This is a genomic window from Burkholderia sp. GbtcB21 (assembly GCF_019091065.1).
Lineage (GTDB): Bacteria > Pseudomonadota > Gammaproteobacteria > Burkholderiales > Burkholderiaceae > Burkholderia > Burkholderia pyrrocinia_C.
Genome location: NZ_JAGXKA010000002.1, coordinates 398,705 through 425,285, shown reverse-complemented (window position 1 = coordinate 425,285; position 26,581 = coordinate 398,705). Strand labels below are relative to the sequence as shown.

Annotated in this window: 29 protein-coding genes and 1 tRNA gene; 16 read left to right on the top strand and 14 right to left on the bottom strand. The window is 68.3% G+C overall.

The features are described 5' to 3' along the window. Positions 1-24: 24 nt before the first annotated feature. A complete protein-coding gene (locus KVT39_RS06270) occupies positions 25-282 on the bottom strand; it encodes a hypothetical protein (RefSeq protein WP_034182921.1) in 258 nt (85 codons plus the stop codon). A gap of 84 nt (positions 283-366) precedes the next feature. Continuing rightward, positions 367-1,758 (bottom strand): oxygen-independent coproporphyrinogen III oxidase, encoded by a 1,392-nt coding sequence (gene hemN / locus KVT39_RS06265; protein WP_034182922.1) that lies wholly within the window; start codon positions 1,756-1,758, stop codon positions 367-369. 173 nt (positions 1,759-1,931) lie between these two features. On the opposite strand from hemN, the gene KVT39_RS06260 reads away from it, so the two are divergent. The 3 genes from KVT39_RS06260 to KVT39_RS06250 all read left to right on the top strand — a co-directional run bounded on the left by KVT39_RS06260 (position 1,932) and on the right by KVT39_RS06250 (position 3,884). Then, positions 1,932-2,252, top strand: coding sequence for a YkgJ family cysteine cluster protein (locus KVT39_RS06260; protein WP_217588330.1), 321 nt, complete (start codon positions 1,932-1,934; stop codon positions 2,250-2,252). A 144-nt stretch (positions 2,253-2,396) separates the two neighbouring features. Beyond that, entirely contained in the window at positions 2,397-2,978 is a 582-nt protein-coding gene (locus KVT39_RS06255; RefSeq protein WP_217588163.1) for a DUF1439 domain-containing protein, read from the top strand. A 75-nt stretch (positions 2,979-3,053) separates the two neighbouring features. After that, on the top strand, positions 3,054-3,884 hold the full coding sequence (locus tag KVT39_RS06250) for an undecaprenyl-diphosphate phosphatase (RefSeq protein WP_217588162.1): 831 nt from the start codon (positions 3,054-3,056) through the stop codon (positions 3,882-3,884). A gap of 115 nt (positions 3,885-3,999) precedes the next feature. On the opposite strand, the gene trmB is transcribed toward KVT39_RS06250, so the two are convergent. After that, complete coding sequence (gene trmB, locus KVT39_RS06245; RefSeq protein WP_217588161.1) at positions 4,000-4,767, bottom strand: tRNA (guanosine(46)-N7)-methyltransferase TrmB; 768 nt, start codon at positions 4,765-4,767, stop codon at positions 4,000-4,002. 133 nt (positions 4,768-4,900) lie between these two features. Next, positions 4,901-4,975: transfer RNA gene (locus KVT39_RS06240), tRNA-Gly, on the bottom strand. A 324-nt stretch (positions 4,976-5,299) separates the two neighbouring features. Here KVT39_RS06240 and KVT39_RS06235 point away from each other — a divergent pair. From KVT39_RS06235 to KVT39_RS06225, 3 genes are all read left to right on the top strand, one after another. Continuing rightward, entirely contained in the window at positions 5,300-5,644 is a 345-nt protein-coding gene (locus KVT39_RS06235) for a cupin domain-containing protein (protein WP_114176337.1), read from the top strand. A gap of 435 nt (positions 5,645-6,079) precedes the next feature. After that, positions 6,080-7,240: an enolase C-terminal domain-like protein gene (locus KVT39_RS06230; RefSeq protein WP_217588158.1), complete on the top strand. Its 1,161-nt coding sequence runs from the start codon at positions 6,080-6,082 to the stop codon at positions 7,238-7,240. Between the two features lie 3 nt (positions 7,241-7,243). Further along, on the top strand, positions 7,244-7,447 hold the full coding sequence (locus tag KVT39_RS06225; RefSeq protein ID WP_217588157.1) for a hypothetical protein: 204 nt from the start codon (positions 7,244-7,246) through the stop codon (positions 7,445-7,447). A gap of 74 nt (positions 7,448-7,521) precedes the next feature. Here KVT39_RS06225 and KVT39_RS06220 read toward each other — a convergent pair whose 3' ends face one another. Then, the gene (locus tag KVT39_RS06220) at positions 7,522-8,451 is read right to left on the bottom strand and encodes a LysR substrate-binding domain-containing protein (RefSeq protein ID WP_217588156.1); all 930 of its coding nucleotides are present in this window, start codon (positions 8,449-8,451) and stop codon (positions 7,522-7,524) included. Positions 8,452-8,621: 170 nt separating this feature from the next. Between KVT39_RS06220 and KVT39_RS06215 the strand changes: the two genes are divergently transcribed. The 3 genes from KVT39_RS06215 (at position 8,622) to scpB (ending at position 12,035) form a co-directional block, all read left to right on the top strand. Further along, complete coding sequence (locus tag KVT39_RS06215) at positions 8,622-9,944, top strand: MFS transporter (protein WP_217588155.1); 1,323 nt, start codon at positions 8,622-8,624, stop codon at positions 9,942-9,944. 61 nt (positions 9,945-10,005) lie between these two features. Then, positions 10,006-11,229 (top strand): CaiB/BaiF CoA-transferase family protein, encoded by a 1,224-nt coding sequence (locus KVT39_RS06210; protein WP_131947171.1) that lies wholly within the window; start codon positions 10,006-10,008, stop codon positions 11,227-11,229. Further along, positions 11,226-12,035 carry a methylmalonyl-CoA decarboxylase gene (scpB, locus tag KVT39_RS06205; RefSeq protein WP_217588153.1) on the top strand — a complete coding sequence of 270 codons (810 nt, stop codon included), beginning with the start codon at positions 11,226-11,228 and terminating at the stop codon, positions 12,033-12,035. The genes KVT39_RS06210 and scpB overlap by 4 nt, the downstream gene beginning before the upstream one ends. Before the next feature lie 50 nt (positions 12,036-12,085). Here the strand turns inward: scpB and KVT39_RS06200 are convergent, their stop codons facing one another. The 3 genes from KVT39_RS06200 to KVT39_RS06190 all read right to left on the bottom strand — a co-directional run bounded on the left by KVT39_RS06200 (position 12,086) and on the right by KVT39_RS06190 (position 14,137). Continuing rightward, entirely contained in the window at positions 12,086-12,631 is a 546-nt protein-coding gene (locus KVT39_RS06200) for a chromate transporter (protein ID WP_217588152.1), read from the bottom strand. Next, positions 12,628-13,239, bottom strand: a complete 612-nt coding sequence (locus KVT39_RS06195) for a chromate transporter (protein ID WP_217588150.1) — start codon at positions 13,237-13,239, stop codon at positions 12,628-12,630. Before KVT39_RS06195 ends, KVT39_RS06200 begins: the two co-directional genes overlap by 4 nt. Before the next feature lie 142 nt (positions 13,240-13,381). Beyond that, positions 13,382-14,137: a DeoR/GlpR family DNA-binding transcription regulator gene (locus KVT39_RS06190; RefSeq protein ID WP_217588148.1), complete on the bottom strand. Its 756-nt coding sequence runs from the start codon at positions 14,135-14,137 to the stop codon at positions 13,382-13,384. Positions 14,138-14,218: 81 nt separating this feature from the next. Between KVT39_RS06190 and KVT39_RS06185 the strand changes: the two genes are divergently transcribed. From KVT39_RS06185 to KVT39_RS06175, 3 genes are all read left to right on the top strand, one after another. After that, positions 14,219-14,818, top strand: coding sequence for an NUDIX domain-containing protein (locus tag KVT39_RS06185; protein ID WP_047900025.1), 600 nt, complete (start codon positions 14,219-14,221; stop codon positions 14,816-14,818). Further along, entirely contained in the window at positions 14,815-15,195 is a 381-nt protein-coding gene (locus KVT39_RS06180; RefSeq protein ID WP_217588146.1) for a DUF4406 domain-containing protein, read from the top strand. The genes KVT39_RS06185 and KVT39_RS06180 overlap by 4 nt, the downstream gene beginning before the upstream one ends. Before the next feature lie 216 nt (positions 15,196-15,411). Next, positions 15,412-16,278, top strand: a complete 867-nt coding sequence (locus KVT39_RS06175; protein WP_217588145.1) for a Sir2 family NAD-dependent protein deacetylase — start codon at positions 15,412-15,414, stop codon at positions 16,276-16,278. Positions 16,279-16,315: 37 nt separating this feature from the next. Here KVT39_RS06175 and KVT39_RS06170 read toward each other — a convergent pair whose 3' ends face one another. Then, positions 16,316-17,527: a S53 family peptidase gene (locus KVT39_RS06170; protein WP_175748784.1), complete on the bottom strand. Its 1,212-nt coding sequence runs from the start codon at positions 17,525-17,527 to the stop codon at positions 16,316-16,318. A 417-nt stretch (positions 17,528-17,944) separates the two neighbouring features. Here KVT39_RS06170 and crcB point away from each other — a divergent pair, with 417 nt between their 5' ends. Next, a complete protein-coding gene (gene crcB, locus KVT39_RS06165; protein WP_034182940.1) occupies positions 17,945-18,331 on the top strand; it encodes a fluoride efflux transporter CrcB in 387 nt (128 codons plus the stop codon). Positions 18,332-18,354: 23 nt separating this feature from the next. Next, entirely contained in the window at positions 18,355-18,705 is a 351-nt protein-coding gene (locus KVT39_RS06160; RefSeq protein WP_034183430.1) for a DUF190 domain-containing protein, read from the top strand. A gap of 13 nt (positions 18,706-18,718) precedes the next feature. Here the strand turns inward: KVT39_RS06160 and KVT39_RS06155 are convergent, their stop codons facing one another. Both KVT39_RS06155 and KVT39_RS06150 read right to left on the bottom strand, forming a co-directional pair. Then, positions 18,719-19,282, bottom strand: coding sequence for a YggT family protein (locus tag KVT39_RS06155; protein WP_034182941.1), 564 nt, complete (start codon positions 19,280-19,282; stop codon positions 18,719-18,721). Positions 19,283-19,358: 76 nt separating this feature from the next. Further along, positions 19,359-20,288 carry a Rossmann-like and DUF2520 domain-containing protein gene (locus KVT39_RS06150; RefSeq protein ID WP_175748785.1) on the bottom strand — a complete coding sequence of 310 codons (930 nt, stop codon included), beginning with the start codon at positions 20,286-20,288 and terminating at the stop codon, positions 19,359-19,361. A 516-nt stretch (positions 20,289-20,804) separates the two neighbouring features. On the opposite strand from KVT39_RS06150, the gene KVT39_RS06145 reads away from it, so the two are divergent. Then, positions 20,805-21,110 carry a hypothetical protein gene (locus KVT39_RS06145; RefSeq protein ID WP_027783774.1) on the top strand — a complete coding sequence of 102 codons (306 nt, stop codon included), beginning with the start codon at positions 20,805-20,807 and terminating at the stop codon, positions 21,108-21,110. Positions 21,111-21,228: 118 nt separating this feature from the next. Here the strand turns inward: KVT39_RS06145 and KVT39_RS06140 are convergent, their stop codons facing one another. Beyond that, on the bottom strand, positions 21,229-21,897 hold the full coding sequence (locus tag KVT39_RS06140) for a LysE family translocator (protein WP_131947160.1): 669 nt from the start codon (positions 21,895-21,897) through the stop codon (positions 21,229-21,231). Positions 21,898-21,954: 57 nt separating this feature from the next. Beyond that, positions 21,955-23,511: a UbiD family decarboxylase gene (locus tag KVT39_RS06135; RefSeq protein WP_217588144.1), complete on the bottom strand. Its 1,557-nt coding sequence runs from the start codon at positions 23,509-23,511 to the stop codon at positions 21,955-21,957. A 595-nt stretch (positions 23,512-24,106) separates the two neighbouring features. Between KVT39_RS06135 and KVT39_RS06130 the strand changes: the two genes are divergently transcribed. Beyond that, positions 24,107-25,219 carry a lytic transglycosylase domain-containing protein gene (locus KVT39_RS06130; RefSeq protein WP_131947158.1) on the top strand — a complete coding sequence of 371 codons (1,113 nt, stop codon included), beginning with the start codon at positions 24,107-24,109 and terminating at the stop codon, positions 25,217-25,219. 107 nt (positions 25,220-25,326) lie between these two features. On the opposite strand, the gene KVT39_RS06125 is transcribed toward KVT39_RS06130, so the two are convergent. Then, entirely contained in the window at positions 25,327-26,523 is a 1,197-nt protein-coding gene (locus KVT39_RS06125) for a pyridoxal phosphate-dependent aminotransferase (protein ID WP_034182946.1), read from the bottom strand. Positions 26,524-26,581: the final 58 nt, after the last annotated feature.

Sequence of the window (26,581 nt, the reverse complement as noted above, 5' to 3'; positions counted from 1 at the left end):
CTTCAGGCAGCCTGCAACAGACCTTTACCCTTTGCTCTTCTTGATCTGCGCCTCGAAAGCGAGGTCGAGCTTGCTCGCCTTGCGCGGCTTTTTGGGGCCGAATTCGTCGACGAACTTGACGAACTCGTCGAGCGGCAGCGGCTCGCAGCGCTTCTCGGCGGTGCCGCCGGAGCGGTCGACGAGATAGAACAGGCCGCCCGCCATCGCGACGGCCGCGAATTGCGGGTTGCCGGAGCGGGTCTTCAGGCGTTCGACCGCGTAGGTCGCTTTGGTGGTGCGCATCGTGCGGGTTCTGGCGGAGCGGAAGCCTCACACTGTAGCAAACCGGCGGCACGCCCGCGTGCGGCCGCCGGTTTGGCGCCGGCGCTAGACCGTGCGCGAGTAGCGCTGTTGAGACGTCTGCCCGAGATACGCGTCGAATGCCATCGCGATGTTGCGCACGACCATCCGGCCGGCCGGATGGATCGTCAGGCGGTCGCGCGCGATCGTCAGCAGCCCGTCGCGCTCGAACGGGCGCAGCGCGTCGAGCTCGCGCGCGAAATGATCGGCGAAGCGGATGCCGTGCGCGGCCTCGACATGCGAGAACGGCAGGTCGAGGTTGCACATCAGTTGCGTGATCACGTCGCGGCGCAGCCGGTCGTCGGGCGTGAGCCGCACGCCGCGCACGATCGGCAGCCGGCCCGCGTCGAGCGCGGCGCCGTACGCGGGCAGGTCCTTCGCGTTCTGCGCGTAGACGTCGCCGACCTTGCCGATCGACGACACGCCGAAACCGACGAGGTCGGTATCCGCGCGCGTGCTGTAGCCCTGGAAATTGCGCTGCAGCGTGCCGTTCTGTTGTGCTCGCACGAGTTCGTCGGACGGCCGCGCGAAGTGGTCCATCCCGATGTACACGTAGCCGGCCGACGTCAGCATGTCGATCGCGAGGCCGAGCAGCGCGATGCGCGTTTCGGGCGGCGCCAGCGTCGCATCGTCGATTTGCCGCTGCATCTTGAACAGGTGCGGCATGTGCGCGTAGCCGAACACCGACAGCCGGTCGGGCGCGAGTTCGATGATCGTCTCGAGCGTGCGCGCGAACACGGCGACCGTCTGGTGCGGCAGCCCGTAGATCAGGTCGACGCTGACCGAATGGAAGCCCGTCGCGCGCGCGGCAGCGAGCAGGTCGGCCGTCATCGCGAGCGGCTGGATGCGGTTGATCGCCTGCTGCACGACCGGATCGAAATCCTGCACGCCGAGGCTCAGCCGGTTGAAGCCGATCGTGCGCAGGTGCACGAGCGTCGCGGGCGTGACCGTGCGCGGGTCGATCTCGATCGAGAACTCGGCGTCGGCGTCCGGCGCGAGCGCGAAGTACTCGCGGGTGGCCGCCATCAGCTCGGCCGTTTCGTCGTCGGAAAGAAAGGTCGGCGTGCCGCCGCCCCAGTGCAGCTGCGTGACCGGGCGGGCCGGATCGAACAGCGCGGCCTGCAGCGCCATCTCGCGCTTGAGCTGGTCGAGATACGGGCGCGCGCGGCGGCGGTTGTTGGTCGCGATCTTGTTGCAGCCGCAGTAGAAGCACGCGGTGTTGCAGAACGGGATGTGGAAATACAGCGACAGCTCGCTCGACGACGCGCCGGGGTCGCCGGCCGCGCGCACGTAGTCGGCCGGATCGAAATCGTCGCGGAACTGCAGCGCGGTGGGGTACGACGTATAGCGCGGCCCGTTCGCGCCGTATTTCGTGAGCAAATCGGGACGGAACATTATGTCGGCAGAACCGGAACTCATGATGGTCTCGCGCTTTTCAGATGCTTTCGAGTATATAAACGCGCGATTCGGCTGCATTGCGTAATAACGTCGCAGCCGGCGATGGCACAATGCGGGGTGGGCTGCCGGACACCGCGTCCGGTTGCCGCACCGTTTTTTTGTTGTTCGTTCGAGAGAGCCGAGTGTCCGTCGAAATGCCTGTCCGCCCGGCACCCGCCGATGTCCCGCCGCCGCACGCGTGCCGCGAGGGCTGCGGCGCGTGCTGCATCGCGCCGTCGATTTCCAGCCCGATTCCGGGCATGCCCGACGGCAAGCCGGCCGGCGTGCGCTGCGTGCAGCTCGGCGACGACCTGCGCTGCCGGATCTTCGGCCGGCCCGAGCGCCCCGCGTGCTGTTCGGGGCTGCAGCCGTCCGCCGACATGTGCGGCGCATCGCGCGGCGATGCGCTCGCGTGGCTCACGCGCCTCGAGGCGGCGACGCAGCCGACGCCGCGTGGCGGCATGGTGGGGCGGTAGCGGGTTGCCGACCACGTTCGACGCGAATACGACGCATGGAACCCGTGGCGCGGGTTGAAGCACTAACTCCGGTCGTTTGCCCGGCATGGGCGCAGCGCCGACAGCCCGATCGCCGCTGCGCCGGATACAGGAGATTGTTCAAGCATGACCGCACCTCGCGCGCCCGGCCGGCGCCGTTTTCTCGCCGCAACCGTCGGCACCATCGGCGTGACGCTGTCGCTCGCCGCGTGCGCGTCGACGTTCCCGTTCATCCCCGATCACTACACGTTCTCGCGCGGCGACGTGCAGAAAGCCGTCGCGCGCAAGTTCCCGTACCAGAAGACGGTCGCGCAGGTCGTCGACGTGTCGCTCGCGAACCCGGCCGTCAACCTGCTGCCCGACCAGAACCGCGTCGCCGTGCAGCTCGACGCGAATTTCGCGAGCCCGTTCCTGCGCGCGCCCGTCAGCGGCAAGTTCACCGTGTCGGGCCAGCTCGCGTACGACGCGCCGACCCGCTCGGTCGTGCTGAAGGCGCCGTCCGTCGACAGCCTCGTGCTCGACGGCGACGCGCAGATGTACGGGCAACAGGTCGGCGCTGCCGCCGGCCTGCTCGCGACGCAGTTGCTGACCAACTATCCGATCTACACGTTCAAGCCTGAACAGCTGCAATTTGCCGGGGTGAACTACGAACCCGGTACAATTACGATTCTTACAAACGGCATACGCGTGGCGATCGTCGAAAAATGACGTCGAACCGCGCGGCCGAGCGGGCCGCGCGGCAACCTGGCCCTTCCTTTCGACCATTTCGGAGTTGGGCCACGGATGGACTGGATCCTGATCTGCAAGGCATTGATCCTCGGCGTCGTCGAGGGGCTGACGGAATTCCTGCCGGTGTCGAGCACCGGTCACCTGATCGTCGCGGGCAGCTTCCTGAATTTCAACGATTCGCACGCGAAAACCTTCGACGTCGTGATCCAGTTCGGCGCGATCCTCGCGGTTTGCTGGGAGTACCGGCAACGGATCGCATCGATCGTGTCCGGGCTGCCGAGCCGGCCCGACGCGCGGCGCTTCACGCTGAACGTCGTGATCGCGACGATTCCCGCGATCGCCCTCGGCCTCCTGTTCGAGAAGAAGATCAAGGCCGTGCTGTTCTCGCCGGTGCCCGTCGCGTTCGCGCTCGTCGTGGGCGGCGCGATCATCCTGTGGGCCGAGGCGCGGCAGCGCGAGCGCGGCGAGCCGCCGCGCGTGATGTCGGTCGATGCACTGACGCCGCTCGATGCGCTGAAGGTCGGCATCGCGCAGTGCTTCGCGTTGATTCCCGGCATGTCGCGGTCGGGCTCGACGATCATCGGCGGGATGCTGTTCGGCCTCGACCGGCGCGTCGCCACCGAATTCTCGTTCTTCCTTGCGATCCCGATCATCTTCGGCGCGACGCTCTACGAAACCGTCAAGGACTGGGAGGCATTCACCGTCGATTCGCTCGGCCTGTTCGCACTCGGGCTCGTGGCGGCGTTCGTCAGCGCGTTCGTGTGCGTGCGCTGGCTGCTGCGCTACGTCGCGACGCACGATTTCACGGTGTTCGCGTGGTACCGGATTGCGTTCGGGCTGTTCGTGCTGTTGGTCGGGTATAGCGGCTGGTTGAACTGGGCGTGATGCAGATACGGAGGCGAGCGCGCTTCCGATAAAAAACGGCCCGATCGGCAGATGCCGGTCGGGCCGTTTTGTCGTCCGGGGCGGCACGACGTGCGCCGCCTCAGCGCGGAATGGCTTAGTTTGCGCGCTTGCGGAACACCAGATCCCACACGCCGTGGCCGAGCCGCAGCCCGCGCCGTTCGAACTTCGTCACCGGGCGATAGTCGGGGCGCGGCGCGTAGTCGGCAGCCGTGTTTTCGAGCGTCGGTTCCGCGCCGAGCACTTCCAGCATCTGTTCCGCGTAGTTCTGCCAGTCGGTCGCGCAGTGAATGTACGCACCGGGCTTCAGGCGCGACGCGAGATGCGCGACGAGCGGCGGCTGGATCAGCCGGCGCTTGTGGTGGCGCGCCTTGTGCCACGGATCGGGGAAGAAGATATGCACGCCGTCGAGGCTTTCCGGCGCGAGCATGTGCTCGAGCACTTCGACCGCGTCGTGCTGAATGATGCGGATGTTCGACAGGTTCTGCTCGCCGATCAGCTTCAGCAGCGCGCCGACGCCCGGCTCGTGCACTTCGACGCCGAGGAAGTCGTCGCCGGGGCGGTTCGCGGCGATTTCCGCGGTCGATGCGCCCATTCCGAAGCCGATCTCGAGGATGCGCGGCGCGCTGCGGCCGAACACCGCATTCCAGTCGGGCATCTCCGGCGCATACGGGACGACGAAGCGCGGGCCGAGCTCGTCGAGCGCGCGGCGCTGGCCGGTCGACACGCGGCCGGCGCGCGTGACGAAGCTGCGAATGCGGCGGTGGTGCAGCGGATTGACTTCGTCGGCGCCGTCGGCGGCTTCGTCGGGAATGGCGTCGTCGTGCGGCGGCAGGCCGGCTTCGTTCGGATCGTCGTGCATCATCGGTACAGAGAAAGGCGTTGTTGCGGGCGAGGGCCCGTTGCGCGCAGCAGTGTGTCGGGTGAACCGGCACATGGTACAAAAAAGCCGCCTTCGACGAGGCGGCTTTTGCGCAGGCTGCCGTGCAGCCGGAAAGTGGAGCGGGCGATGGGAATCGAACCCACGTCATCAGCTTGGGAAGCTGAGGTAATGGCCATTATACGACGCCCGCAGAACGCGCAATTCTACAGGGTTTGACGTGGGGATGGCAAGCGGGCGGTTTGGGGTGATGGCAGCGAAACTGGCATGGCTGGATCGTGGGGCGGTGGCGTCGCCGAGAATGGTCGTCAAAGATCGGCCAAAAACGGTCCGTCGACGCGATTTGCTCGAATGGTTGAATCCGCAAATCTGGGGCCATTCCGCCCGAGCCAGGGGGCAGCGCGCTTGCACCCGAGCCGGTGTCGAAAATAGACGAGTCGGTGTCGGAAGCATACAAGCCCCGGTAGCGCTTCCGAACTAACGTGACGGATCACTTACCCGATCGTTTGGAGCTGACATGTCCGATTTCATCACCGTTTTGCGCGAAACCTGCCCGACTCCGGTCCTTGACGCCACCAAGTGGAAGCGCATCGGCGGCGATCCGCACACCGTGAACCTCAACGCTTACGTCTCCAGGGACGGCAGCAAGATCATGGGCACCTGGATCTGCACCCCGGGCAAGTTCGAGGTGAACTACGAGAAATGGGAGTACTGCCACTTCCTCGACGGCTACTGCATCATCACGCCGGAAGGCGAGGAGTCGGTGCACCTGAAAGCCGGCGATGTGTTCGTGATTGAACCCGGCATGAAAGGAACCTGGGAAGTGGTGGAGACGGTGCGCAAGTACTTCGTCTTCGCCTGAGCGGGCTTGTAGATTCGTCCACGCATATCGTCGTCGTCCGGTTACCTTCCCGGTTCGCGGCCTCTGTCATCGCGGCCCTTGCATGTTGCAAGGGCCCATGCACATTAAGAACAAGATGACGCTCGCAGAACGCGTATGCCGGGCGGTTGCGGGGCGTATCCGGGCCTACACCGTTGTTTCGTCCACAGGATTGCCGGGATAGCGATTCGGGCCGGTCGAACGGCTGTCGCGCCCGCGGTATCGGTCCGCGGCATCTTCGCCGTGATCAAGGCCGACTTCCCTGCGACCGTACAGCCGCGGCGGCGCGATGGCCGACACCGGTAACGAACGCCTGCGCCCGGCCGCGCCAGCGCCTATGATGCAGCGGTCTGCTTATCGTTCCGGCCGCACCGCTTGAACCATCGCATGCGCCGGACGCCCCACCGGAACCCGACCATGCGCATCACTGCCATCCATGAGCAAGCGATCCCCGTCTCCCGTTACGCCGACCCGTCCATTCCATCCGGCGGGCTGACGACAAGTGTCGTCGCGGTCGTCACCGACGTCGTGCGCGACGGCCGCCCGGTGACAGGATACGGCTACGCATCGGTCGGCCGTTTCGCGCAGGGCGGCCTGATCCGCGAACGGTTCGCGCCGCGCCTGCTGGCCGCCGCCGACACGCTTGCCGACGAAGCCGGCACCAACCTCGACCCGTTCCGCGCATGGCGCGCGATGATGGCCGGCGAAAAACCCGGCGGGCACGGCGAACGATGCGTCGCAGTCGGCACGCTTGACATGGCGATCTGGGACGCCGCCGCGAAGATCGCCAACCTGCCGCTCCATCGCTTTCTCGCCGACCGGCTTGAACGCGTCGCGGCACCACGCGTACGCGTGTACGCGGGCGGCGGGTACCGCTATCCGCATGACGATCTCGCACGCCTGTCGGACGAGATGCGCCGCATCGCCGATCTCGGCTACACGCATGCGAAGATCAAGATCGGCGGCGCGGATCTCGATCAGGACCGACGACGCATCGAAGCCGCCGCTGCCCAACTCGCCGGCAGCTCGCATCTCGCGGTCGACGCGATGAACACGTACGACGCAGCGACCGTGCAAGCGGCCGCGACGATGCTCGCGCCGTTCGGCCTCTGGTGGTTCGAGGACATCTGCGACCCGCACGATCTGCCGCTCCAGGCAGACCTCGCCGCGCGATACTCACCGCCGATCGCAGCAGGCGAAGCGCTGTTCTCGCTCGCGGAAGCGAAGCTGCTCGACCGCTACGGCGGCCTGCGCAGCGATCGCGACGTGCTGGTGTTCGATCCGGTGCATTGCTACGGGCTGCCGGGCTATCTGCAGATCGTCGACCACTTCGTGTCGCGCGGCTGGCGGCGCGGCGCGTTCTGGCCGCATGGCGGCCACCTGTTTTCGCTGCACGTCGTTGCCGCGCTCGGGCTCGGCGGCGCGGAAGTCAATCCGTTCGCGTTCCATCCGTTCAGCGGACTCGCCGATGGCGAAACCGTCGACGCAGGCTACGCACGTGTGCCGCAGGCACCGGGCATCGGCTTCGAACTGCGTGCCGACGCGCACGACGCGTTTCGCAAGCTGTCGGGCCGCTGACGCGTGAAGCGCGCCGAGCGCGATCAGCAGCGCGTCGCTGCCTGCGCAGACAAGGGCGATGGAGAGCAGATAGGGGCTCGAGATCGAGCGCTTGATGACGAAGGCGTCCTCGGGGCCGACCGACGTGAACAGGCCCGCGCCAAGCAGCAGGCCTTCGAGGAAGGCAGGGGTGTCGAGCGCGAGCGGGCCGACAACCTCTCAAGCTGAACCGGTGATGGTTACGATGGGAGCAACGTCAAGGGGCGCCGGGGAGCGTTGTCAATGCCGCCGCGCCGCGCAGGTCACGCGCGGCCGGCATCGCCGGCCGCCCATTCCGTCCGCTGCCCGAGCGTGTCGAACAGCCCGACGATCTCGGCCTTCACCTTCTGCACCGCATTGCTGACGAGCGCCGTATCGTGCCAGCACAGCGACAGGTCGCGCGCGAACAGCCGGTGCGCGACCGTCGACAGCTTGAGCTTGCGTTCCTCGATCTCGACGTGCGCGGCCGTCCACGGCAGGATCGTCACGCCGAGCTGCGCCATCACGGCCGCGAACAGCAGCCCGGTCGAGCTCGCCTCGAAGCTGATCTCGTACGACAGCCCGGCCTCGCGCATCGCCCAGTCGACGCGGTTGCGGATCGTGTTCGGCGCGCTTGGCAGCACGAGCGGCATCCGCGCGATCGTATCGAGCGGCACGGGATCGTCCGGCACCGGAAACCCGGGCCACGTGATCAGGTACAGGGTTTCCGTCAGCAGCCGGTGGATCGCGATGCCGCGCGTGTCGACCGCGTCGACGACGATCGCGAGATCGAGCCGCGCGCGTTCGAGCAGCGTGTCGAGATCGGCGCTCGGCGCCTCGATCAGCTCCAGCATGATGCCCGGATAGCGGTCGCGCACCGCGCGTGCGAGCGGTATCGCCAGCACGCGCGCGGTGCTTGACGGCATGCCGACCGTCACGCGGCCCTGCGGCGTATCGGCGTCGCGGCGCAGCAGCTCGCGCGTGCCGTCGGCCTGGCGCAGCAGTTCGAGCGCATGCTGGTAAAGCGTTCGGCCGGCTGCGGTCGGCGCGACGCCGCGCACGCTCCGTTCGAGCAGCTGCATCCCGATATCCCGTTCGAGATTGCGCATCTGCTGGCTCACCGCGGGCTGCGCGACATGCAGCGCCTCGCTCGCATGCGTGACGTTGCCGCATTCGACGACTTTCACGAAATAGCGCAACTGTCTCAAGTCCATCGCCGCCGTCTCCCGATTCAAGCCATAAGCCAATCCGATCGATCGAGATGAATATCATATTTTTCGGCGATCGAAGGTATTTCTATACTCGTCTCACAAAAGAGCCAGTCTGCCGGCCATCCCGGACCGGACGCGGCAACAGCGCCGGCCCCGCCGGCAAGGAGACGAAGATGTTCAAGGCGATCGACGCGCCGGCGGCCGGCGCGAAGCCGCGGCGCACGCCGCTCACGCGCGAGCAGGTCAAGGGCTTCTGGGCCGTGTACGCGGGCTGGGTGCTCGACGGCGTGGATTCGGTGATCTACGCGCTCGTGCTGATTCCCGCACTGACCGAACTGCTGCCGGCATCCGGCATCGCGGCGACGCCCGCGAATCTCGGCATGTACGGCTCGATCCTGTTCGCGCTGTTCCTGATCGGCTGGGGGCTGTCGTTCGTCTGGGGGCCGCTCGCCGACCGCTTCGGCCGCGTGCGCACGCTCGCCGCGAGCATCCTGATCTATTCGGTGTTCACCGGCGCGGCCGCGTTCGTGCACGACGTGTGGGCGCTGGCCGCGTGCCGGCTGATCGCCGGGATCGGTGTCGGCGGCGAATGGGCGCTCGCGGGCACCTACGTCGCCGAGAGCTGGCCGGAGGACCGCCGCAAGATGGGCGCCGGCTACCTGCAGACGGGCTACTACTTCGGCTTCTTCATCGCGGCCTGCCTGAACTACACGATCGGTGCGACCTACGGCTGGCGCGCGATGTTCCTGTGCGGGCTCGCTCCCGCGCTGCTCGCGGTGTTCACCGTGATGCGCGTGAAGGAGCCTGGGCAGTGGCGCCGGCACGACGCGCGCGACGGCGACGCGGCCGACGCGCGGCGCGCGCATCCGCTGCGCGAGATTTTCGCGCCGGCGTTCCTGCGCCGTACGCTGACGAGCGCGAGCCTCGTCGGCGTCGCGATCGTCGGGCTGTGGGCCGGCTCGGTCTACGAGGCGAGCGCGGTCAGTACGCTGGCGGCGCGCGCGGGCATCGATCACATCGGCGCGATGCGGCTCGCGTCGGTCGGCGCGGCGATCCTGTCGTGCGCGACGATCGCCGGCTGCCTGGTCGCGCCGTGGCTGTCGGAACGGCTCGGCCGGCGCGCAGCGCTCGGCGTGTATTTCGCGGGCATGGCCGGTGCGATCGTGTTCGCGTTCGGCTGGGCGTTCTACCAGCCGAACGGGCTCACGGCGTTCATGGTGTCGCTCGCGTTCCTCGGTTTCTTCGGCGGCAACTTCGCGATCTTCTCGCTGTGGCTGCCCGAGCAGTATCCGACGCGCGTACGGGCGACCGCGTTCGCGTTCAACGCGTCGGTCGGCCGCTTCATCGGCGCGGGCGTGAACTTCCTGCTCGGCGCCGCGATTCACGGCTACGGTTCGCTCGGCGTGCCGGTCGCATGGACCGCGGCCGTGTTCGTGCTCGGCATCCTGATCCTGCCGTTCGCCGTCGAAACGCGCCACCAGACGCTGCCCGAATGAGCGGCGTGCCGCGATCGTTCGGAAACACGCAACATCCCGTCATCAATATCAGGAGTCCGGAATGCAGGCATTACAAGGAATCAGGGTCGTCGATCTGAGTCGCGCGCTGTCGGGGCCGTTCTGCTCGATGGTGCTCGCCGATCTCGGCGCCGACGTGATCAAGGTCGAGTCGGGGCCGAGCGGCGACATGAGCCGCGCGTGGGGGCCGTTCGATCGCGGCGTGAGCACGTACTACCTGTCCTGCAACCGCAACAAGCGCGGCGTCTGCGTGGATTTCCGGCAGCCGGCCGGCCTCGACGTCGTGCGGCGGCTGATCGCGCAGGCCGACGTCGTGATCGAGAATTTCAAGGCCGGCACGATGGACGCGATGGGGCTCGGCTACGCCGCGCTGAGCGCGCGCGATCCGCGGCTCGTGATGGGCAGCGTCACCGCGTTCGGCCCGCGCGGCCCGTTGCGCGACTGGCCGGGCTTCGACCAGATCGCGCAGGGTTATGCGGGGCTGATGAGTCTTACCGGCTTTCCGGACGGCGAGCCGACCCGCACGGGTACCGCGATCGGCGATCTCAGCTCGGGGATGTGGGTCGCGACCGGCGTGATGGCCGCGTTGTTCGAGCGCGAGCGCACGGGGCGCGGGCAGCATGTCGGCACCTCGCTGCTCGAAAGCCTCGTCGCGCTGCTGAGCGTGCACGGGCAACGCTACCTGAGCCTCGGCGACGTGCCGCGCCGCACCGGCAATGCGCATGCGGTGATCGCACCGTATGGCGTGTTCGAGACGGCCGACGGGCCGCTCAACCTCGCGCCGATCACGACCGACATGTGGCTGCGGCTGTGCCGGTTGCTGGACCTGCCCGAGCTGCCGAGCGATCCGCGCTTCGCGACCAACGATGCGCGCGTCGAGCACCGCGACGCGCTGAAGGCGCTGCTCGAAAGCCGGCTGCGCACGCGCGGCAAGCGCGAATGGACGCAGCGTTTCGTCGAGGCCGGGTTGCCGGCCGGGCCGATCAATACGCTCGACGAAGTGTTCGACGATCCGCAGCTCGCGCACTGCGGGCTGGTCGAACCGGTCGCGCATCCGACGCTCGGAACGCTGCGCCAGGTCGTCACGCCGCTCGGCGGGATGGGCGACGATGTGCCGGCGCCGCGCACGCGCCATGCGCCGCCGCTGCTCGGCGAGCATACGGTCGACGTGCTGCGCGAAGCGGGCTACGGCGACGATGCGATCGACGCGCTGCTGGCGGAGCGTGCGATCTTCCAGGCGGAAGCGGTGGCGGAGGCCCTGCAATGACCGACACGATGAAACACGAAAGCGCATCGCGCGTGACGGTCGACATGATCGGCGAGCGGATCGCGCACGTGCGGTTCGCGAATCCGGCGCGGCGGCATGCGCTCGACGCGCCGTTGCTCGACGCGCTCGTCGCGCGCCTAGATGCGCTCGCAGCCTTCCGTCCACCGCCCGTCGTGATCCTGTCGAACGACGGCAGCGGCGACGTGTGGAGCGCGGGGCACGACCTGCGCGAACTGGCCGACGACCGCGATCCGCTCGCATACGGCAAGCCGCTCGAACGGGCGCTGCGGCGCGTGCGGACCTATCCGGGCGCGGTGATCGCGGCGGTGGCGGGATCGGCGTGGGGCGGGGCGGTCGATCTCGTGATGAGCTGCGACCTCGTCGTCGCGGCACGCGACGCGCGCTTCGCGATGACGCCCGCGAACATCGGCCTGCCGTATTCGACGAGCGGCCTGCTGCGCTTCTACGACAACCTGCCGATCCACGTGCTGAAGGAGATGTTCTTCTGCGCGCAGCCGCTCGATGCGGAGCGCGCCGCGCATCACGGGCTCGTGAACCGGCTGGCCGAAGCGGGCGGCGTCGACGATGCGGCGCTCGACGTCGCGCGCACGATTGCCGCGAAGGCGCCGCTCGCGGTTCATGCCGTGAAGGAGCAGTTGCGTGTGCTGCAGGACGCACGGCCGTTGCCGGTCGATGCGTTCGAGCGGATTGCCGAACTGCGCCGTCACGCGTGCGAAGGCGCGGATTTCGACGAAGGGCTGCGTGCCTTTGCGGAGCGGCGCGCGCCGGTGTTTCGCGGCGTATAGGTGTCCAGGCGTTCAGGTGTCCGGGTGGCGTTGAGGTGCGGCGGTATGCGTTACACGCCGCCGCCGATCGCGTGCACGCCGACGAGCAGCAGCGCGCCCACCGCGATCAGCAGCAGCGCGTGAATGCGCGAGACCATCACGCACAGCGTCGACGCGACCGCGATCGCGCGTGCGGGCCAGCCGCCGTCGAGCGCCTGCAGCAGCACCCACACCGACGCGAGAATCGTGCCGGCCGCGACCGGGCGCAGGCCGGCTTCGAGCGCGATCTGCCAGCGCGCGCCCTGGTGTCGCCGCCACAGGTGCGCGACGCCGTAGATCAGGAACGCGGTCGGGCCGAACAGCGCGAGCGTCGCGATCACCGCGCCCCAGAAGCCGGCCACCTGCCAGCCGATCAGCGTGGCCAGCAGCGAGCCGGGGCCCGGCGCCATCCGCGCGATCGCGAAGTCGTTCACGAACTGCGTGGCGGTCATCCAGTGATGCACGTCGACAACCTGCCGCTGGAGGTCGGCGATGATCGCCTGCCCGCCGCCGATCGTCGCGATCGACAGCGGCGCGAACACGCCGAATAGCGCGGCGTAGCGTTGCGACGCGGTCATGGCTTGTCGCTCCCGGCGGGCGTGGTGGCCGCGCGGCGGTATTCGAGCGCGACGCTCAGCGTGCCGCCGATCAGCACGGTCCATACGAGCGGCCAGTGCAGCACCGCAACCGACACGAAGGTGAGTGTCGTCACCGCGAACGGCAACGCGCGGCGCGGCAGCCGGCGCACCGCCGTGATCGCCATCGAGATCGACAGCCCGATCGCCGCGGCGGCCGCGCCGGCGAGCGCGACGTGCGTGAGCGGGAAGCGCGTGAGGGTCGAGAACGCGACGCCGAACAGCACGATCAGCACGGCCGGCGGCGCGATGATGCCGGTGAAGCCGGCCACCGCGCCGCGCCATCCGGCGAGCCGGTAGCCGATCCAGATCGCGAGGTTCTTCACGTTGACGCCCGGCAGCGCCTGCGACAGCGCGAGGCCGTTGAGGAACGCCTCTTCGTCGAGCCAGCGCCGCTCGTGCACGAAGTCGCGCATCATCCGCCCGCTGAGCCCGCCGCCGAAGCTGGTCAGGCCGATCTGCGCGAACGCGACGAACAGCGCGAGGGCGCCGGGCGGCGGCGCATCGCCGGTGGGCGGCGCAGGCGGGGTGGTGGCGGAGGGCGAGGGCATCGTGCGTGCGGCGCGTGGCGATTGGGCGGGCGCCCATGTTAGCAAGCGGTGCCTGTCAGCACGCTGACATCGGTGCGGCGTTGGCGTGATGAAAGCGCGCAGTCGATATCCGGCGCAACCGCACGGATTCGAACCGCTGCCGCTATGCGCGCACGACCGTCACGCCTGCGGCCTCGATCGGCTTCGTCAGCGCGGCTTCGGTTTCCTTCTCGACCACGACGGTCTGCGCGAGCGTGATGTCGCCGATCACGAACTGCGACGCCGCGCGCAGTTTCGACTGCGACGCGAGCACGACCGTCTCGGCCGCGCGTTCGGCCAGCGCGCGCTTGATCGCCGCTTCCTCGAAATCGCCGGTACTGAGCCCCGCGACCGGATGCACGCCCGTGACGCCCATGAAGTACAGGTCCGCATGGATGCGCGCGATGCCTTCCATCGCCGCGGCGCCGACAGCGACGATCGAATGCTTGTAGAGCCGCCCGCCGATCAGGATCACGTCGATCGACGGATGCGCGGCCAGCGCGACGGCGACGCTCGGGCTGTGCGTGACGATCGTCGCGCGCAGGTCGGCCGCCAGCTGGCTGACGAGCAGCGCCGACGTCGTGCCGCCGTCGACGATCGCCACTTGCCCCGGCGCGATCATCTGCGCGGCCCGCCTTGCGATGCGCCGCTTTTCCGCCGTTTCGAGCACCTCGCGCTGCGCGAACGGCGCGACGGCCGGCGACGCCGGCAGCGCGCCGCCATGCACGCGCTGCAGCAGGCCTTCGGCCGCGAGTTCGCGCAGGTCGCGGCGGATCGTGTCTTCGGACACGCCGAATTGCGCGCTCAGTTCGACCGCCAGCACCTGGCCGTCGCGTGCGAGCGCATCGAGGATCGCTTTCTTGCGTTGCGTCGTCAGCATCGTGTTTGCACGAAATTTCTTGAAGTTGCACGAATATGCACGTTACCATGGGCGCCGTCTTTTGTCGAATGGGAGGCTGCGATGGCTGCAACGCGGGACCGCGTGCGCATCGTCGATACGACGGTGCTGTCCGATGACTGGTATGTGCTGAAGAAGGTGACGTTCGATTTCCTGCGCCGCGACGGAACGTGGCAGCGCCTGAGCCGCGAGACCTACGATCGCGGCAACGGCGCGACCATCCTGCTGCGCAATGCGGGCACGGGCGACGTGCTGCTGACGCGGCAATTCCGGATGCCGGCGTTCGTCAGCGGGCACGACGGGATGCTGCTCGAGGCCGCTGCCGGCCTGCTCGACGACGCGACGCCCGAAGCACGCATCCGCGCGGAGGCCGAGGAAGAGACCGGCTATCGCGTGCGCGGCGTGCGCAAGGTGTTCGAGGCGTTCATGAGCCCGGGGTCCGTGACGGAGAAGCTGCATTTCTTCGTCGGCGAATACGATGCGTCGCTGCGCACCGGCGACGGCGGCGGCGTCGCGGAAGAGGGCGAGGATCTCGAGGTCGTCGAGATGCCGCTGCAGGCCGCGCTGGACGCGGTCGAGCGCGGCGAGATCGTCGACGCGAAGACGATCATGCTGCTGCAGTACGTCGCGCTGCGGGAAACCGCCGGCGCGCGCGCGGCATGACGCCGCTGCTCGTGCTGGTCGCCGGCCCCTATCGCAGCGGCACGGACGGCGACCCCGCGCGCATCGCCGCGAACCTGCACCGGCTGGAAGCGGCCGCGCTCGCCGTGTATCGCCGCGGGCATGTGCCGATGATCGGCGAGTGGGTGTCGCTGCCGCTCGCGGTCGCGGCCGGGTCGCGACAGGTCGGCGACGAGATCAGCGAGGCGTTCCTGTATCCGGCCGCGCACCGGCTGCTGCGGCGCTGCGATGCCGTATTGCGGATCGACGGCGTGTCGCGCGGCGCCGATGCGGACGTCAGCCTCGCGCGGCAGCTCGGCAAGCCGGTCTATTTCGCGGTCGACGAGATTCCGGTCGCGCAAGACGATTCGGATAGCTGAACACGCGGGGAGGTGTCGGGGTGCGGCATCGCCGGTGCCTCCCTGCGTCGGCTGCCGCGGGAAAAGCCCGGCGCCATGCCGGATCGCAACGTTGCGATCGCGTCATGCCGCTGCATCGCGCATGCGGCGCGGCACCCGAACCGGCGTATGATCGCGACGCGACCCGCGACCCGCGACCCGCGACCCGCGACCCGTTCGACGTTACCGCCGCCCATCATGCCGTTCCCCGATCCCGACGATTCCACCGCTGCCGCCGCGCAGCTTCCCGCCGATCTCGTCGCTGCCGCGGTTGACGTGCTCGCGCGCGCCGACGCGTTGCTCGTGACGGCCGGCGCTGGCATCGGCGTCGATTCCGGGTTGCCCGATTTTCGCGGCACGGACGGCTTCTGGCGCGCGTATCCGGCGCTGCGCCACGAGCGTTTCGAATTCCACGAGATCGCATCGCCGCACGCGTTCCGTGCGCGCGCGCAGCTCGCGTGGGGGTTCTACGGACACCGTCTCGCGCTTTACCGCGCGACGGTGCCGCATGCGGGTTTCGCGATCCTGCGTCGCTGGATCGACGCGATGCCGAACGGCGGCTTCGTGCTGACGAGCAACGTCGACGGCCAGTTCCAGAAAGCCGGCTTCGATCCGACGCGGATCGTCGAGATCCACGGCTCGATTCACGCGATGCAGTGCCTGCGGCCCTGTTCGGACGACACGTGGGACGCGGCGCCGTTCGTGCCGGACGTCGACGAAGCAACCTGCCGGCTGGTCGGCGAAGCGCCGCGCTGCCCGCACTGCGGCGGCCTCGCGCGACCGAACATCCTGATGTTCGGCGACACCGGCTGGCTCGGTGCGCGCTACGACGCGCAGGAACGTGCGCTGGACGACTGGATCGAGCGGGCCGGGCGCGTCGCCGTGGTCGAGATCGGCGCGGGCACCGCGATTCCGACCGTGCGCCTGCTGAGCGAACGGCTGGGCGCCGACGTGATTCGCATCAACGCGCGAGAGGCACATGCGCGCCGTGCGGACGTGATCGGGTTGAAGGGCGGTGCGCTGGCGACGCTGACTGCGCTCGACCGCGCATGGCGTGGCGGCTGAACGCCACGCCACGGGCTGACCGGCGACGCCCGCGCGGTTACGGCTGGGCGACGAGCGCCTGCACGAGCGCAGGTGCTTGCGGCGAACCGAGACCCGTCACGTAGTCGTAGCCGCCCGCTGCGTTGCAGACGCTGCCGCAATTGCCGTTGGACCCGGTCGTCACGTCGTGAAAGTCGCTGCCGTACGCGGTTTTCCCGACCGTATAGAGCGAATCGTAGGTGCCGCTCAACCGGCTCTTGCCGGCCGCCGCGCGCAGCGAATTCGCGATCGCGACGAGCGCCGACCATTGCGGCGCGCCCGCGCTCGTGCCGCCGACCTGGAACCAGCCCGCCTGCCCCTGGTAGGCGACCGAGTCGTACACCGCGAAACCGCTGGACGGATTCGCGTCGTAGCTGACGTCGGGCACGCCGCGCTTGCCGGCGACCGGAACCGGCCACGCGGTCTGGCCGGCCGGCTCGGCCTCGACGGTGCTCACGCCGCCGCCGCTGCCGCTCCACGCCGCCTCGCCGACGTAGTTGCCGTACGCATCGATGGACAACGTCGTGCCGCCCACCGCCACCACGTACGGCGACGCCGCCGGGTAATCGGTCCCGGCGCCGCTGTCGCCGGACGACGCGACGAACGTGACGCCCGCGACGTTGAAGTGGCTGTCGAAGCCGGCCTCGCTGCCGAACTCGCTGCCGCCGAAACTCATCGACACGACCGAGGCGCCGCGCTTGACCGCGACGTCGACCGCGGCCAGCAGGTCGCTGAAGCTGGCCGACGCGGCCTCGACGAGCACGATCTTCGCCTTCGGCGCGATCGCATGCACCCATTCGACGTCGAGCGACGTCTCGAGCGCCCAGCCCGAATCGGTCCTGGGCCGTGTGCCGCGCGCGTACACCTTGGTGAAGCAGCCGTTCGACGACGTGCAGGCCGGCAGCGAGAACGCGTTGCTGAACACGCCGAGATCGGCCTCGATCTTCGGGTCGTCGTACGCATCGACGATCGCGACGACCATCCCGTCGCCCTGGTTGGCGATCGTGTCGAACCCGTACGCGTGTCGGGTGAGCGCGGGCGTGAGGCCGGATATCGAAGCCGTGCTCGCGCGCGGCTTGGTATGGAACGGCGGGCGCGCGTATCCTTTCGGCGCGCGGTTGCCTTCGACGTAGGACGGCGGTCCGTTGCCGTCGGCGAGCGCGACGCTCGATGCGAGCAGCGACGCGCACAGCGCCGGAATCAACATGGATGACAGGCGGATATTGTTCATTTTTCGAGTCTCCATGTCGATGGAGTGGGTTGGCGGAACAAGTCTACAAAATCGGCGAATTCAATTGCATGGAATATCGGCCGGATACGGGAATGTCTGATAAGGGAAACTACGCGGAAGTCCCGTGAAATATGGGGTTTTAAAGGTGGGCGTGCAGCGGATGAAGTTGCTTTGCCGATTTTTTAAAATCACTGATGGATAATCAATTGGGTTTTAATTGATTTGTAATGTCCTGCGTAATGCGTCGGAAAATATCGAGTGCGACGGATTCGCGGGAATAATGAAATGCATCGTGCCGGTGCGACACGATCCGGCGCACGACGGCCCGCTCCGCGGGCGTTGCCGCCGCGGCGCGATTCCGCATACAGTTCAGCGTAGGCCGCATCCGCCACGCGGCGTCGTCAGCGAGGAGTGCCCTTGTTCTATTCGATCGTCGCGATCTTCGTCGGCGCCGGGCTCGGCGCGTTGCTGCGCTGGTTCCTGAGCCTCGCGCTCAACGAATTCTTTCCCGAGGTGCCGCTCGGCACGCTCGCCGCGAACCTGATCGGCGGCTACGTGATCGGCATCGCCGCCGTCGTGTTCACGACCCGCGTCGGGCTGCCGCCCGAGTGGCGGCTGTTCGTGATCACGGGCTTCCTCGGCGGCCTCACGACGTTCTCGACCTATTCGGTCGAAGTGATGACGCATGCGTTGCAGGGCGAATTCGGATGGGCGTTTGCGGTGGCTGCCCTACACTTGACTGGATCGTTCGCGCTGACGGCGCTCGGCATGTGGACCGCGCGCGCGTGGCTCGCGGCGGCCTGAGCGTGCCGCCATCGGAGGGTGCGATGGACAGGGTCTTCTTGCGTTTCTATGTGCACGAGCAGCACCGGCTGCACTGGAAACCGCTGTGGGAATGGCTGCTGGAGGAGGCGAACCGGATGGGCGTCGCGGGCGGTTCCGCGTTTCGCGCGATGGCCGGCTTCGGCCAGCATCGCGTGCTGCACGAGGACCGCTTCTTCGAGCTGCAGGGTTCGCTCGCGATCGAGGTCGAATTCATCGTCACCGAGGACGAGGCGCAGCGTTTGCTCGAACGGTTGTCGCGCGAGAAAGTGCGCGTGTGCTACGCGATGATTCCGGCGCGCTTCGGCGTGATCGACACGCTCGGCGCGCCGCCGGCGCAGGGGCCGGCGGCGTAGGGGGCAGCGTCGGTCAGATGCCGAAGATCGTCAGCGACACGGCGGCGCGCGTGACGATCATCAGCAGCACCTGCACGATCACGAACAGCAGGATCGGCGACAGGTCGATGCCGCCGAGGTTCGGGATGATGCGGCGCAGCGGGTTCAGGAACGGCGCGGTGAGCTGGAACAGGATCGGCATCGCCGGCGAGCGCGGGTTGAGCCACGACAGCAGCGCCATCAGGATCGTCATCCAGATCACGAGGTTGAGTGCCCACTTCACGACGGTGAGCAGCGCGACCACGACGAGCGTCGGGATCACCGCGGCCGGATCGAAGCCGGCCATCACGACCATCAGCACGACGTAGACGAGCGCGGTCAGCAGCGCGGCGACGACGCTGGCCCAGTCGATGCCGCGTACGCCCGCGATCACGCGGCGCAGCGGCAGCACGAGCCAGTTGGTCGCCTGCAGCACGGCCTGCGTGACGGGGTTGTACGGCGGCACGCGGACGGCCTGCATCCAGACGCGCAGGATCAGCGCGGCGCCGAACAGCGTGAAGACGGTATTGAGCAGAAAACGGGCGATCTCGCCGAACATCGTTGGCATCCTTTTTATACAGTCGAGTAGCGTGCGGCCGCCAACGCCGGATGGCGGCGCATCGGCCGACACCTTATCACGCCTCGTCTCGCGACGGGGAGGGGTGCGCGGCCGTGCGCGCGAGCGACGTTTCGACGGCTTCGGCGAGCGCCGGCAGCGACGCCGGCGGCGCGGCGCGCTTCGCCGCGAGCGCGATCGCGCGGCGCGTCATCAGCGCGTACAGCGTCGCGTGATCGCCACCGCGTGCTTCGAGCAGAGCCAACTGGCGTTCGACGATGCCCGTATCGCCGCGCGACACCGGGCCGGCGAGCGCGTTCGCGAGCCCCTTGTCGCGCGCGGTTTCGATCGTGCCGGCGAGCATCGGCAGCAGTGCGCGCAGCGCGGCTTCCTCGTCGAAACCGAGGCCGCGCCACAGCTCGACCGCTTCCGACAGCCCGCACAGCGCGAAGCTCGCCGCGTAGTGCGCGGCCGCGTGATAGAGCATCCGGCCGCCGGCCGGAATCGACAGCGGATGGCAGCCGAGTGCGGCAGCAAGTCGCATCAGCGTCGCGTGCAGCGCGCCGTCGGCTTCGATCGTGACCGAGCAGCCGTCGATGCGCGCGAGGTCGGCGTCGGTGCCGCCGAACAGGTAGAGCGGATGGAAGCCGCCGGTGGCCGCGCCTTGCCGTTTCGCCGGATCGAGCAGCGCGACCGCCGACGCGCCGCTGCAGTGGACGACTGCCTGACTGGCGGCGCGCGACGCGTCGAAGCGGAGCGCCGCGGCGGTCGACGCGAGATGGTCGTCGGGAACCGTCAGGAAGATCAGGTCGGCGGCGTCGGCGACCTGCTGCGGCGTGTCGACGGCCCGGCAGCCGGCGATGCGCGCGGCGAGCGCCGCGGCCGATTCGGGTGTGCGGCTCGCGATCGCGACGACGGGAAAGCCGGCCTGCGCGAAGCGCTGCGCAACGCAGCGCGCGAGGCGGCCGGCGCCGATGAAGCCGAGACGGGGTGTGTCGGGAAGAGACATGGCGGCGGGGACGTAAGCGAAAACGAAGCAGCCGCCAGTATCGCAGGAATGAAGGCGCGGTCGCGTAAGGTCGATTTCCGCGCGGACGCATGTAGTCATTACCGGTATGCGGTGCGATCACACGCGTATTTGCGTCCTGCATCACGGTCGAATTCCGTTCAGTGAACCCGACCCTGAAACAGGCTGCGCGCACGTTCCTGTTGAATCGTCGGCGTCCTGTTTCAAATTTGTAATCGTTCATTACGTGCGCGTGTCCGCCGCGCGTGCCGCATCCGGTAAGACTGACCGATCGTCGCGTCGCGCCCCGACTCGTCGGACGGAATCGCGCGACCTGCAAGGCTCGCCGCAGGCTCTGGAAGCCACGCCGCACGGCGGCTCCGGCCGCCTGCAATTGCAATTTGCAACAAATGCGAAACACGCGAGAGGCGGGTTTTCGCTACATTGCTTCCATGCAACGTGCATGCCCGCCGTTGCCGACAGGGGCGCAGAAAATACCGCTCCAGCAGGAGAATCGAAGTGAAAAAGCTCATTCCGTTCATCGCCGCCGCCGCGCTGGGTCTGGGTGCCGCAAGCGCCGCGCAGGCTCACGTGTCGATCGGGGTCGGCATCGGTATCCCGGTCGCGCCCGCGTATCCCGTTTATGCACCGCCGCCGCCCGTGTACTACGCGCCGCCGCCTCCGCCCGTGTACTACGCACCGGCACCGGCCTACTATGCGCCGCCGCCCGCGGTGGTCGTCGGCGGCTACGGCGGTTACTACGGTCGTCCGTACTGGCGTCATGGCTACGGCGGCTGGGGCCATCACGGCTACTGGCGTCGCTGATTCGTCCCGCGCGGCCTGACCGCGCGTGGCAAAACGGCGCAACGTCCCGCGAGGGGCGCTGCGCCGTTTTTTTATTGGTGCCGCGGCTCGACGCGCGGCCCGTGCAGGCCGGCTTCGCTTACGCCGCGTGCGCGATCAGGTCGCGGTAGCCGCCGACGATCACGCTGTACGAGAAATAGGCGAACAGCAGCGCCGACGCGACGTGGCACGCGCGCATCAGCCCGGCGCCCGCGCGCTTGCGGCCCTGGCTCGCGAGCGTGCACATGAAGAGCGTCCACGCGAGGCCGCCGAGGAAGAAGCCCGACAGGAACACCGACGCGGTGGCCGGCGTGGTCGCGCCGGCTTTCGCGATCAGTGCGCCGCCGACCGCGGCGAACCACAGGATCGCGCTCGGCGACGACATCGCGAGCAGCATCCCGCGCAGGAAACTGCGCCGCGCGCTCGCGCGCGGCGGCGGTGCCTCGTCCGCGTCGTCGTCGGCCGCCCTGGCCGGCGCCAATGCTTCGCGCGCCATCTTCCACGTGAGGAACAGCAGCACGGCGCCACCGCCGATCCAGACGATCCAGCGCACGGCCTCGAACTGCAGCAGCACGGCCATCCCCGCGAGCGCGAGCGCCGCGTAGAGGAGATCGCCGACGCACGAGCCGACGCCGAGCCAGAAGCCCGGCCGGAAGCCGTGCGACAGTGTCAGCGACAGCATCGCGACGTTCACGAGGCCGATGTCGAGACACAGCGACAGCGACAGGAAGAAACCGTCGGACAGCATCGAGGCGGGAGGAAAGCTCATCTTCGTCGTTCTGGTGGTGGGTGCGATGCCACGGGCCGGCGGGCGCCGGCTACGGCCTCAGAGTCCGATCTCCTGCCAGAGCCGGTCGACGCGCGCCTTCACGGCCGCGTCCATCTCGATCGGACGGCCCCATTCGCGGTTCGTCTCGCCGGGCCACTTGTTGGTCGCGTCGAGCCCCATCTTCGAGCCGAGGCCGGCAACCGGCGACGCGAAATCGAGATAGTCGATCGGCGTGCTGTCGACCATCACCGTGTCGCGCACGGGGTCGACGCGCGTCGTGATCGCCCAGATCACTTCCTTCCAGTCGCGGATGTTCACGTCCTCGTCGACGACCACGATGAACTTCGTATACATGAACTGCCGCAGGAAGCTCCACACGCCGAACATCACGCGCTTCGCGTGGCCCGCGTAGCTCTTCCTCATCTGGACGATGGCCATCCGGTAGCTGCAGCCTTCGGGCGGCAGGTAGAAGTCGGTGATCTCCGTGAACTGCTTCTGCAGCAGCGGCACGAATACCTCGTTGAGCGCGACGCCGAGCACCGCGGGCTCGTCGGGCGGTTTGCCCGTGTAGGTCGAGTGGTAGATCGCGTCGCGGCGCATCGTGATGCGCTCGACGGTGAACACCGGAAACCATTCCTGCTCGTTGTAATAGCCGGTGTGGTCGCCGTACGGCCCTTCGAGCGCATGTTCGTACGCGGCGGACGCGTTGCCGGCCGGCCGCGGCGGTGCGCCGGCCGGAGCGGGGGCAGGGGTGCCGTCCTGCGGATGGATGAAGCCTTCGAGCACGATCTCCGCGCGCGCGGGCACCTGCAGCGTGTCGACGTCGGGCGTCAGGCACTTGGCGAGCTCGGTGCGGCTGCCGCGCAGCAGACCGGCGAACTGATATTCGGACAGCGAATCGGGCACGGGCGTCACCGCGCCGAGCGTCGTGGCCGGATCGGCGCCGAGCACGATCGCGACCGGATACGGCTTGCCGGGGTTCTGCAGCGCGAATTCGCGGAAGTCGAGCGCGCCGCCGCGATGCGCGAGCCAGCGCATGATCAGCTTGTTGCGGCCGATCAGCTGCTGGCGGTAGATGCCGAGGTTCTGGCGCGACTTGTTCGGCCCGCGCGTGACCGTCAGGCCCCACGTGACGAGCGGCCCCGCGTCGCCGGGCCAGCAGGTCTGGATCGGCAGCTTGTGCAGGTCGACGTCGGCGCCTTCCCAGACGATCTCCTGGCACGGCGGCGACGACACCGACTTCGGCGCCATGTCCCACACGGCCTTCGCGAGCGACAGCAGCTTGCCGGCGTCCTTCAGGCTCTTCGGCGGGTCGGGCTCCTTCAGCGCGGACAGCAGGCGCCCGAGATCGCGCAGCGAGCCGAGCGCGGCGTCGTCGCCCGCATCGACGCCCATCCCGAGCGCGACGCGGCGCGGCGTGCCGAACAGGTTGCCGAGCACGGGAAACGCATAACCGGGCGGCGCGTTGAACAGCAGCGCAGGGCCGCCGGCGCGCAGCACGCGGTCGCACAGCTCGGTCATTTCGAGCACGGGCGACACGGGTTGCGTGACGCGCCGCAGTTCGCCGAGCGCCTCGAGGCGCTGGATGAAATCGCGTAAGTCTTTGTATTTCATGAAGAAGGTCCGGGCCGCCCGCATGGCGGGCGACGGTGGGCGGGCGCAGCGGCCGGCTGCGGCCCCGAATCGACCGACGATTTTACCCGGCCTGCCGCATGGACGCCCGGCCGCGAAAAAAGTCGATCGCGCGCAAACCCCCTACGGCACGGGGCTCCCGATCTGAAGGGCGGCTTTAAATTACTTTTTGTTATGATTTTGAGATTTTATAGTGTTGACGATCTATAAAACCCTGCTAGAATCCGCTCACATTGGTTGCAGGGTAAAAGGCTTCGAGCCGCCAATCACCGATCTTTGACGCAGCGCGTCACCGTCCGCCGAACCCTGCACGGCGTATTCGACGGCCTTAGTCGTAGTCCCAGCCAGCGCTACCAGACGCTGGTTTTTTGCGTGGGTGCCACCGCGTATGCCCGTCTCGCCCAGTGTGCGAAGGCGTCGGCCTTCTTACACCGTGGCCTCGAACGGTACTTATACCGTTTCCCCGATGCTTGCACGTCCCAACCAAGGCGTGCAGCGTCGTGATTCCGCGGCGCGTTTCTGTCTCGCCATCGAGCTGAGCGAGCCGCACGAGTCATGTTCATGGGAGATGATCTGAATGAACGCTTGGTTATCGTGGCGTCCCACTGAGCAGCATGCGCAAATCGTGCGCAACATGCTGCGTCGCGGGACGCGTGTCAGTCACCATCTATTCAGCGTTGTCGGCTGTCTCGCTGTCGCGGTTGCGCTTGCACTGTGGCTGCTGCCGACCGTACGCGGCACGCTTGCCGCGAAGCTGATGCCGGTCGTATCCGCGGCCGTGCAGGCCGGGCCTGCCCGTTTGCTGTCCGGCCATCCGCTGCCGAACTTCGCGCCTGCCGGCGCGCAGCCGCAGCAGGAAGAGAGCCCGGAAACGGACGCGCTTGCGGTCGGCCTCGATGTCGCACCGGAAGCCGCCGCGCAGGGCGATGCGTCCGATCCGGCCCGCAACGGCCCGTCGCCCGTCGCGCTCGCGAAACTGATCCCGACCCAGCGGGTGCCGGCCGACGCGCGCGACGATCGTGCGCTCGCGTCGAACCGCGAACAGGCGCTCGTCGCGACCTATCTGTCGCGCCGTTACCGCATCGCTCAGGAGCCGCTCGGCCAGCTCGTCAAGGCCGCGTTCCAGACCGGCCGTGACGTCGGCCTCGATCCGCTGCTGCTGCTGTCCGTGATGGCGATCGAGTCGGGCTTCAACCCTTACGCCGAAAGCGGCGTCGGCGCGAAGGGCCTGATGCAGGTCATGTCGAAGGTCCATTCCGACAAGTTCGAGTATTTCGGCGGCACCGATACCGCACTGCAGCCGCTCGCGAACCTCCAGGTCGGCGCGCTCGTGCTGAAGGACTGCATCGCCCGCGGCGGCTCGCTCGCGAACGGCCTGCGGCTGTACAACGGCTCGACGAACCCCGACGACAACGCATACGGCGCGAAGGTGATGGCCGAGCGCGGCCGGCTGCGCGACGTGTCGCATGGCCGCAGCGTGCCGGTCAATGCACCGCAGGCGCCGGCGAAGCCGATCGTCACGGCCGCTGCCGTAACGGCATCGGCAGGCGGCGCGAAGCGCGTGCATGCGACGCTCGAAGCCGCAACGTCGGCGAAGACGACGGCGTCGAAGGAAGCGTCGCCGCAGAACGACGCGAGCGTCGATACCGTGAAGCAGTCGCACGGCGACCATTCGGAACTCGGCGCGTAACCTGACGCGTACCGCGCGGTTCCGGCCGGCTGGAAATGAGAAAGGCACCCGATCGGGTGCCTTTTCCTTTTGCGGTGCGCGAAACGGCCGGTGTGCCGGCCGCGGCGTCAGTGCTGCCCGAACAGCGTCGCGAGCCGATCGACCGCCTCTTCGAGCCGCGAGTAGGCCGTCGCATAGGACAGACGGATATAGTCGCGCGGCGCATGGACGCCGAAGTCCATGCCGGGCACCAGCACGACGCCCGCGTCGTGCAGCATCGCCTGCGTGAGCGCGGCGCTGTCGCCGGCTGCCGGATGGGCGACGCCGCCGCAATGCGCATACACGTAGAACGCGCCGTCCGGCATCACCGGAACCGTGAAGCCGAGCCGTTCGAGCGCCGGTGCGATGAAATCGCGGCGGCGCTTGAATTCGAGCCGGCGCGCCTCGTAGATGTCGAGCGTGGCCGGCTCGAAGCACGCGAGCGCCGCGTGCTGCGCGAGTGCGGACGGGCAGATGAACAGGTTCTGCGCAAGCTTTTCGAACGTGCCGACCAGCGCGGGCGGCACGACGAGCCAGCCGAGCCGCCAGCCGGTCATGCTGAAATACTTCGAGAAGCTGTTCACCGTGATGACATCGTCGCCGAACGACAGTGCCGACACGGGCGCCGCGTCGTAGCTGAGCCCCTGGTAGATCTCGTCGACGATCGTGAAGCCGCCGCGTGCGCGCACGGCTTCGACGATTCGCTTCAGTTCGTCGGGTTCGAGCGACGTGCCGGTCGGGTTCGACGGCGACGCGAGCAGCACGCCGCGCGTGCGGTCGCCCCAGCGTGTGCGGACGTCGTCCTCGGTGAGCTGGAAGCGCGCGTCCGGGCCGCTCGGCACGAGCACCGCGCGGCCTTCGGCCGCCGCGACGAAGTGCCGGTTGCACGGATACGACGGGTCGGGCATCAGCACCTCGTCGTCGCGGCCGACGAGCGCGAGGCACGCGAGCAGCAGCGCCGCCGACGCGCCGGCCGTCACGACGATCCGTTCGGGGCTGATCGTGAGGCCGTACGCGCGCGCATAGTGCGCGGCGATCGCCTCGCGCAGCGGCGCAATGCCGAGTGCGCTCGTGTACTGCGTGACGCCGCGGCGCAGCGCGGCCGCGGCTGCTTCGACGACAGGCTCCGGCGCGGTGAAATCCGGTTCGCCGATGCCCATGTGGATAACATCGCGCCCGGAGGACTCGAGCCGCTGTGCCTCCTTCATCAGTTCCATCACATAGAAGGGCTGGATCGCGTCGACGCGTGCGGCGAGCGTGACGAGCGAATCGGCGGTGGTATTCATCGGTCGGGCGGGGCGGGGGAGAGAATGAAAAACGGGCGCTTGCGCGCCCGTGGACAAA

What these genes read in the sequence shown, in the direction of transcription:
- KVT39_RS06140 (WP_131947160.1), bottom strand. Translation starts at nt 21,897, where the DNA reads ATGAGCTTTCCTCCCGCCTCGATGCTGTCCGACGGTTTCTTCCTGTCG.
- KVT39_RS06200 (WP_217588152.1), bottom strand. Translation starts at nt 12,631, where the DNA reads ATGACCGCGTCGCAACGCTACGCCGCGCTATTCGGCGTGTTCGCGCCG.
- KVT39_RS06220 (WP_217588156.1), bottom strand. Translation starts at nt 8,451, where the DNA reads ATGGACTTGAGACAGTTGCGCTATTTCGTGAAAGTCGTCGAATGCGGC.
- scpB (WP_217588153.1), top strand. Translation starts at nt 11,226, where the DNA reads ATGACCGACACGATGAAACACGAAAGCGCATCGCGCGTGACGGTCGAC.
- KVT39_RS06125 (WP_034182946.1), bottom strand. Translation starts at nt 26,523, where the DNA reads ATGAATACCACCGCCGATTCGCTCGTCACGCTCGCCGCACGCGTCGAC.
- KVT39_RS06160 (WP_034183430.1), top strand. Translation starts at nt 18,355, where the DNA reads ATGGACAGGGTCTTCTTGCGTTTCTATGTGCACGAGCAGCACCGGCTG.
- KVT39_RS06195 (WP_217588150.1), bottom strand. Translation starts at nt 13,239, where the DNA reads ATGCCCTCGCCCTCCGCCACCACCCCGCCTGCGCCGCCCACCGGCGAT.
- KVT39_RS06185 (WP_047900025.1), top strand. Translation starts at nt 14,219, where the DNA reads ATGGCTGCAACGCGGGACCGCGTGCGCATCGTCGATACGACGGTGCTG.
- KVT39_RS06215 (WP_217588155.1), top strand. Translation starts at nt 8,622, where the DNA reads ATGTTCAAGGCGATCGACGCGCCGGCGGCCGGCGCGAAGCCGCGGCGC.
- KVT39_RS06255 (WP_217588163.1), top strand. Translation starts at nt 2,397, where the DNA reads ATGACCGCACCTCGCGCGCCCGGCCGGCGCCGTTTTCTCGCCGCAACC.
- KVT39_RS06235 (WP_114176337.1), top strand. Translation starts at nt 5,300, where the DNA reads ATGTCCGATTTCATCACCGTTTTGCGCGAAACCTGCCCGACTCCGGTC.
- KVT39_RS06190 (WP_217588148.1), bottom strand. Translation starts at nt 14,137, where the DNA reads ATGCTGACGACGCAACGCAAGAAAGCGATCCTCGATGCGCTCGCACGC.
- KVT39_RS06175 (WP_217588145.1), top strand. Translation starts at nt 15,412, where the DNA reads ATGCCGTTCCCCGATCCCGACGATTCCACCGCTGCCGCCGCGCAGCTT.
- KVT39_RS06230 (WP_217588158.1), top strand. Translation starts at nt 6,080, where the DNA reads ATGCGCATCACTGCCATCCATGAGCAAGCGATCCCCGTCTCCCGTTAC.
- KVT39_RS06270 (WP_034182921.1), bottom strand. Translation starts at nt 282, where the DNA reads ATGCGCACCACCAAAGCGACCTACGCGGTCGAACGCCTGAAGACCCGC.
- KVT39_RS06210 (WP_131947171.1), top strand. Translation starts at nt 10,006, where the DNA reads ATGCAGGCATTACAAGGAATCAGGGTCGTCGATCTGAGTCGCGCGCTG.
- KVT39_RS06150 (WP_175748785.1), bottom strand. Translation starts at nt 20,288, where the DNA reads ATGTCTCTTCCCGACACACCCCGTCTCGGCTTCATCGGCGCCGGCCGC.
- KVT39_RS06135 (WP_217588144.1), bottom strand. Translation starts at nt 23,511, where the DNA reads ATGAAATACAAAGACTTACGCGATTTCATCCAGCGCCTCGAGGCGCTC.
- KVT39_RS06170 (WP_175748784.1), bottom strand. Translation starts at nt 17,527, where the DNA reads ATGAACAATATCCGCCTGTCATCCATGTTGATTCCGGCGCTGTGCGCG.
- trmB (WP_217588161.1), bottom strand. Translation starts at nt 4,767, where the DNA reads ATGATGCACGACGATCCGAACGAAGCCGGCCTGCCGCCGCACGACGAC.
- KVT39_RS06180 (WP_217588146.1), top strand. Translation starts at nt 14,815, where the DNA reads ATGACGCCGCTGCTCGTGCTGGTCGCCGGCCCCTATCGCAGCGGCACG.
- KVT39_RS06130 (WP_131947158.1), top strand. Translation starts at nt 24,107, where the DNA reads ATGAACGCTTGGTTATCGTGGCGTCCCACTGAGCAGCATGCGCAAATC.
- hemN (WP_034182922.1), bottom strand. Translation starts at nt 1,758, where the DNA reads ATGAGTTCCGGTTCTGCCGACATAATGTTCCGTCCCGATTTGCTCACG.
- KVT39_RS06155 (WP_034182941.1), bottom strand. Translation starts at nt 19,282, where the DNA reads ATGTTCGGCGAGATCGCCCGTTTTCTGCTCAATACCGTCTTCACGCTG.
- KVT39_RS06250 (WP_217588162.1), top strand. Translation starts at nt 3,054, where the DNA reads ATGGACTGGATCCTGATCTGCAAGGCATTGATCCTCGGCGTCGTCGAG.
- KVT39_RS06260 (WP_217588330.1), top strand. Translation starts at nt 1,932, where the DNA reads ATGCCTGTCCGCCCGGCACCCGCCGATGTCCCGCCGCCGCACGCGTGC.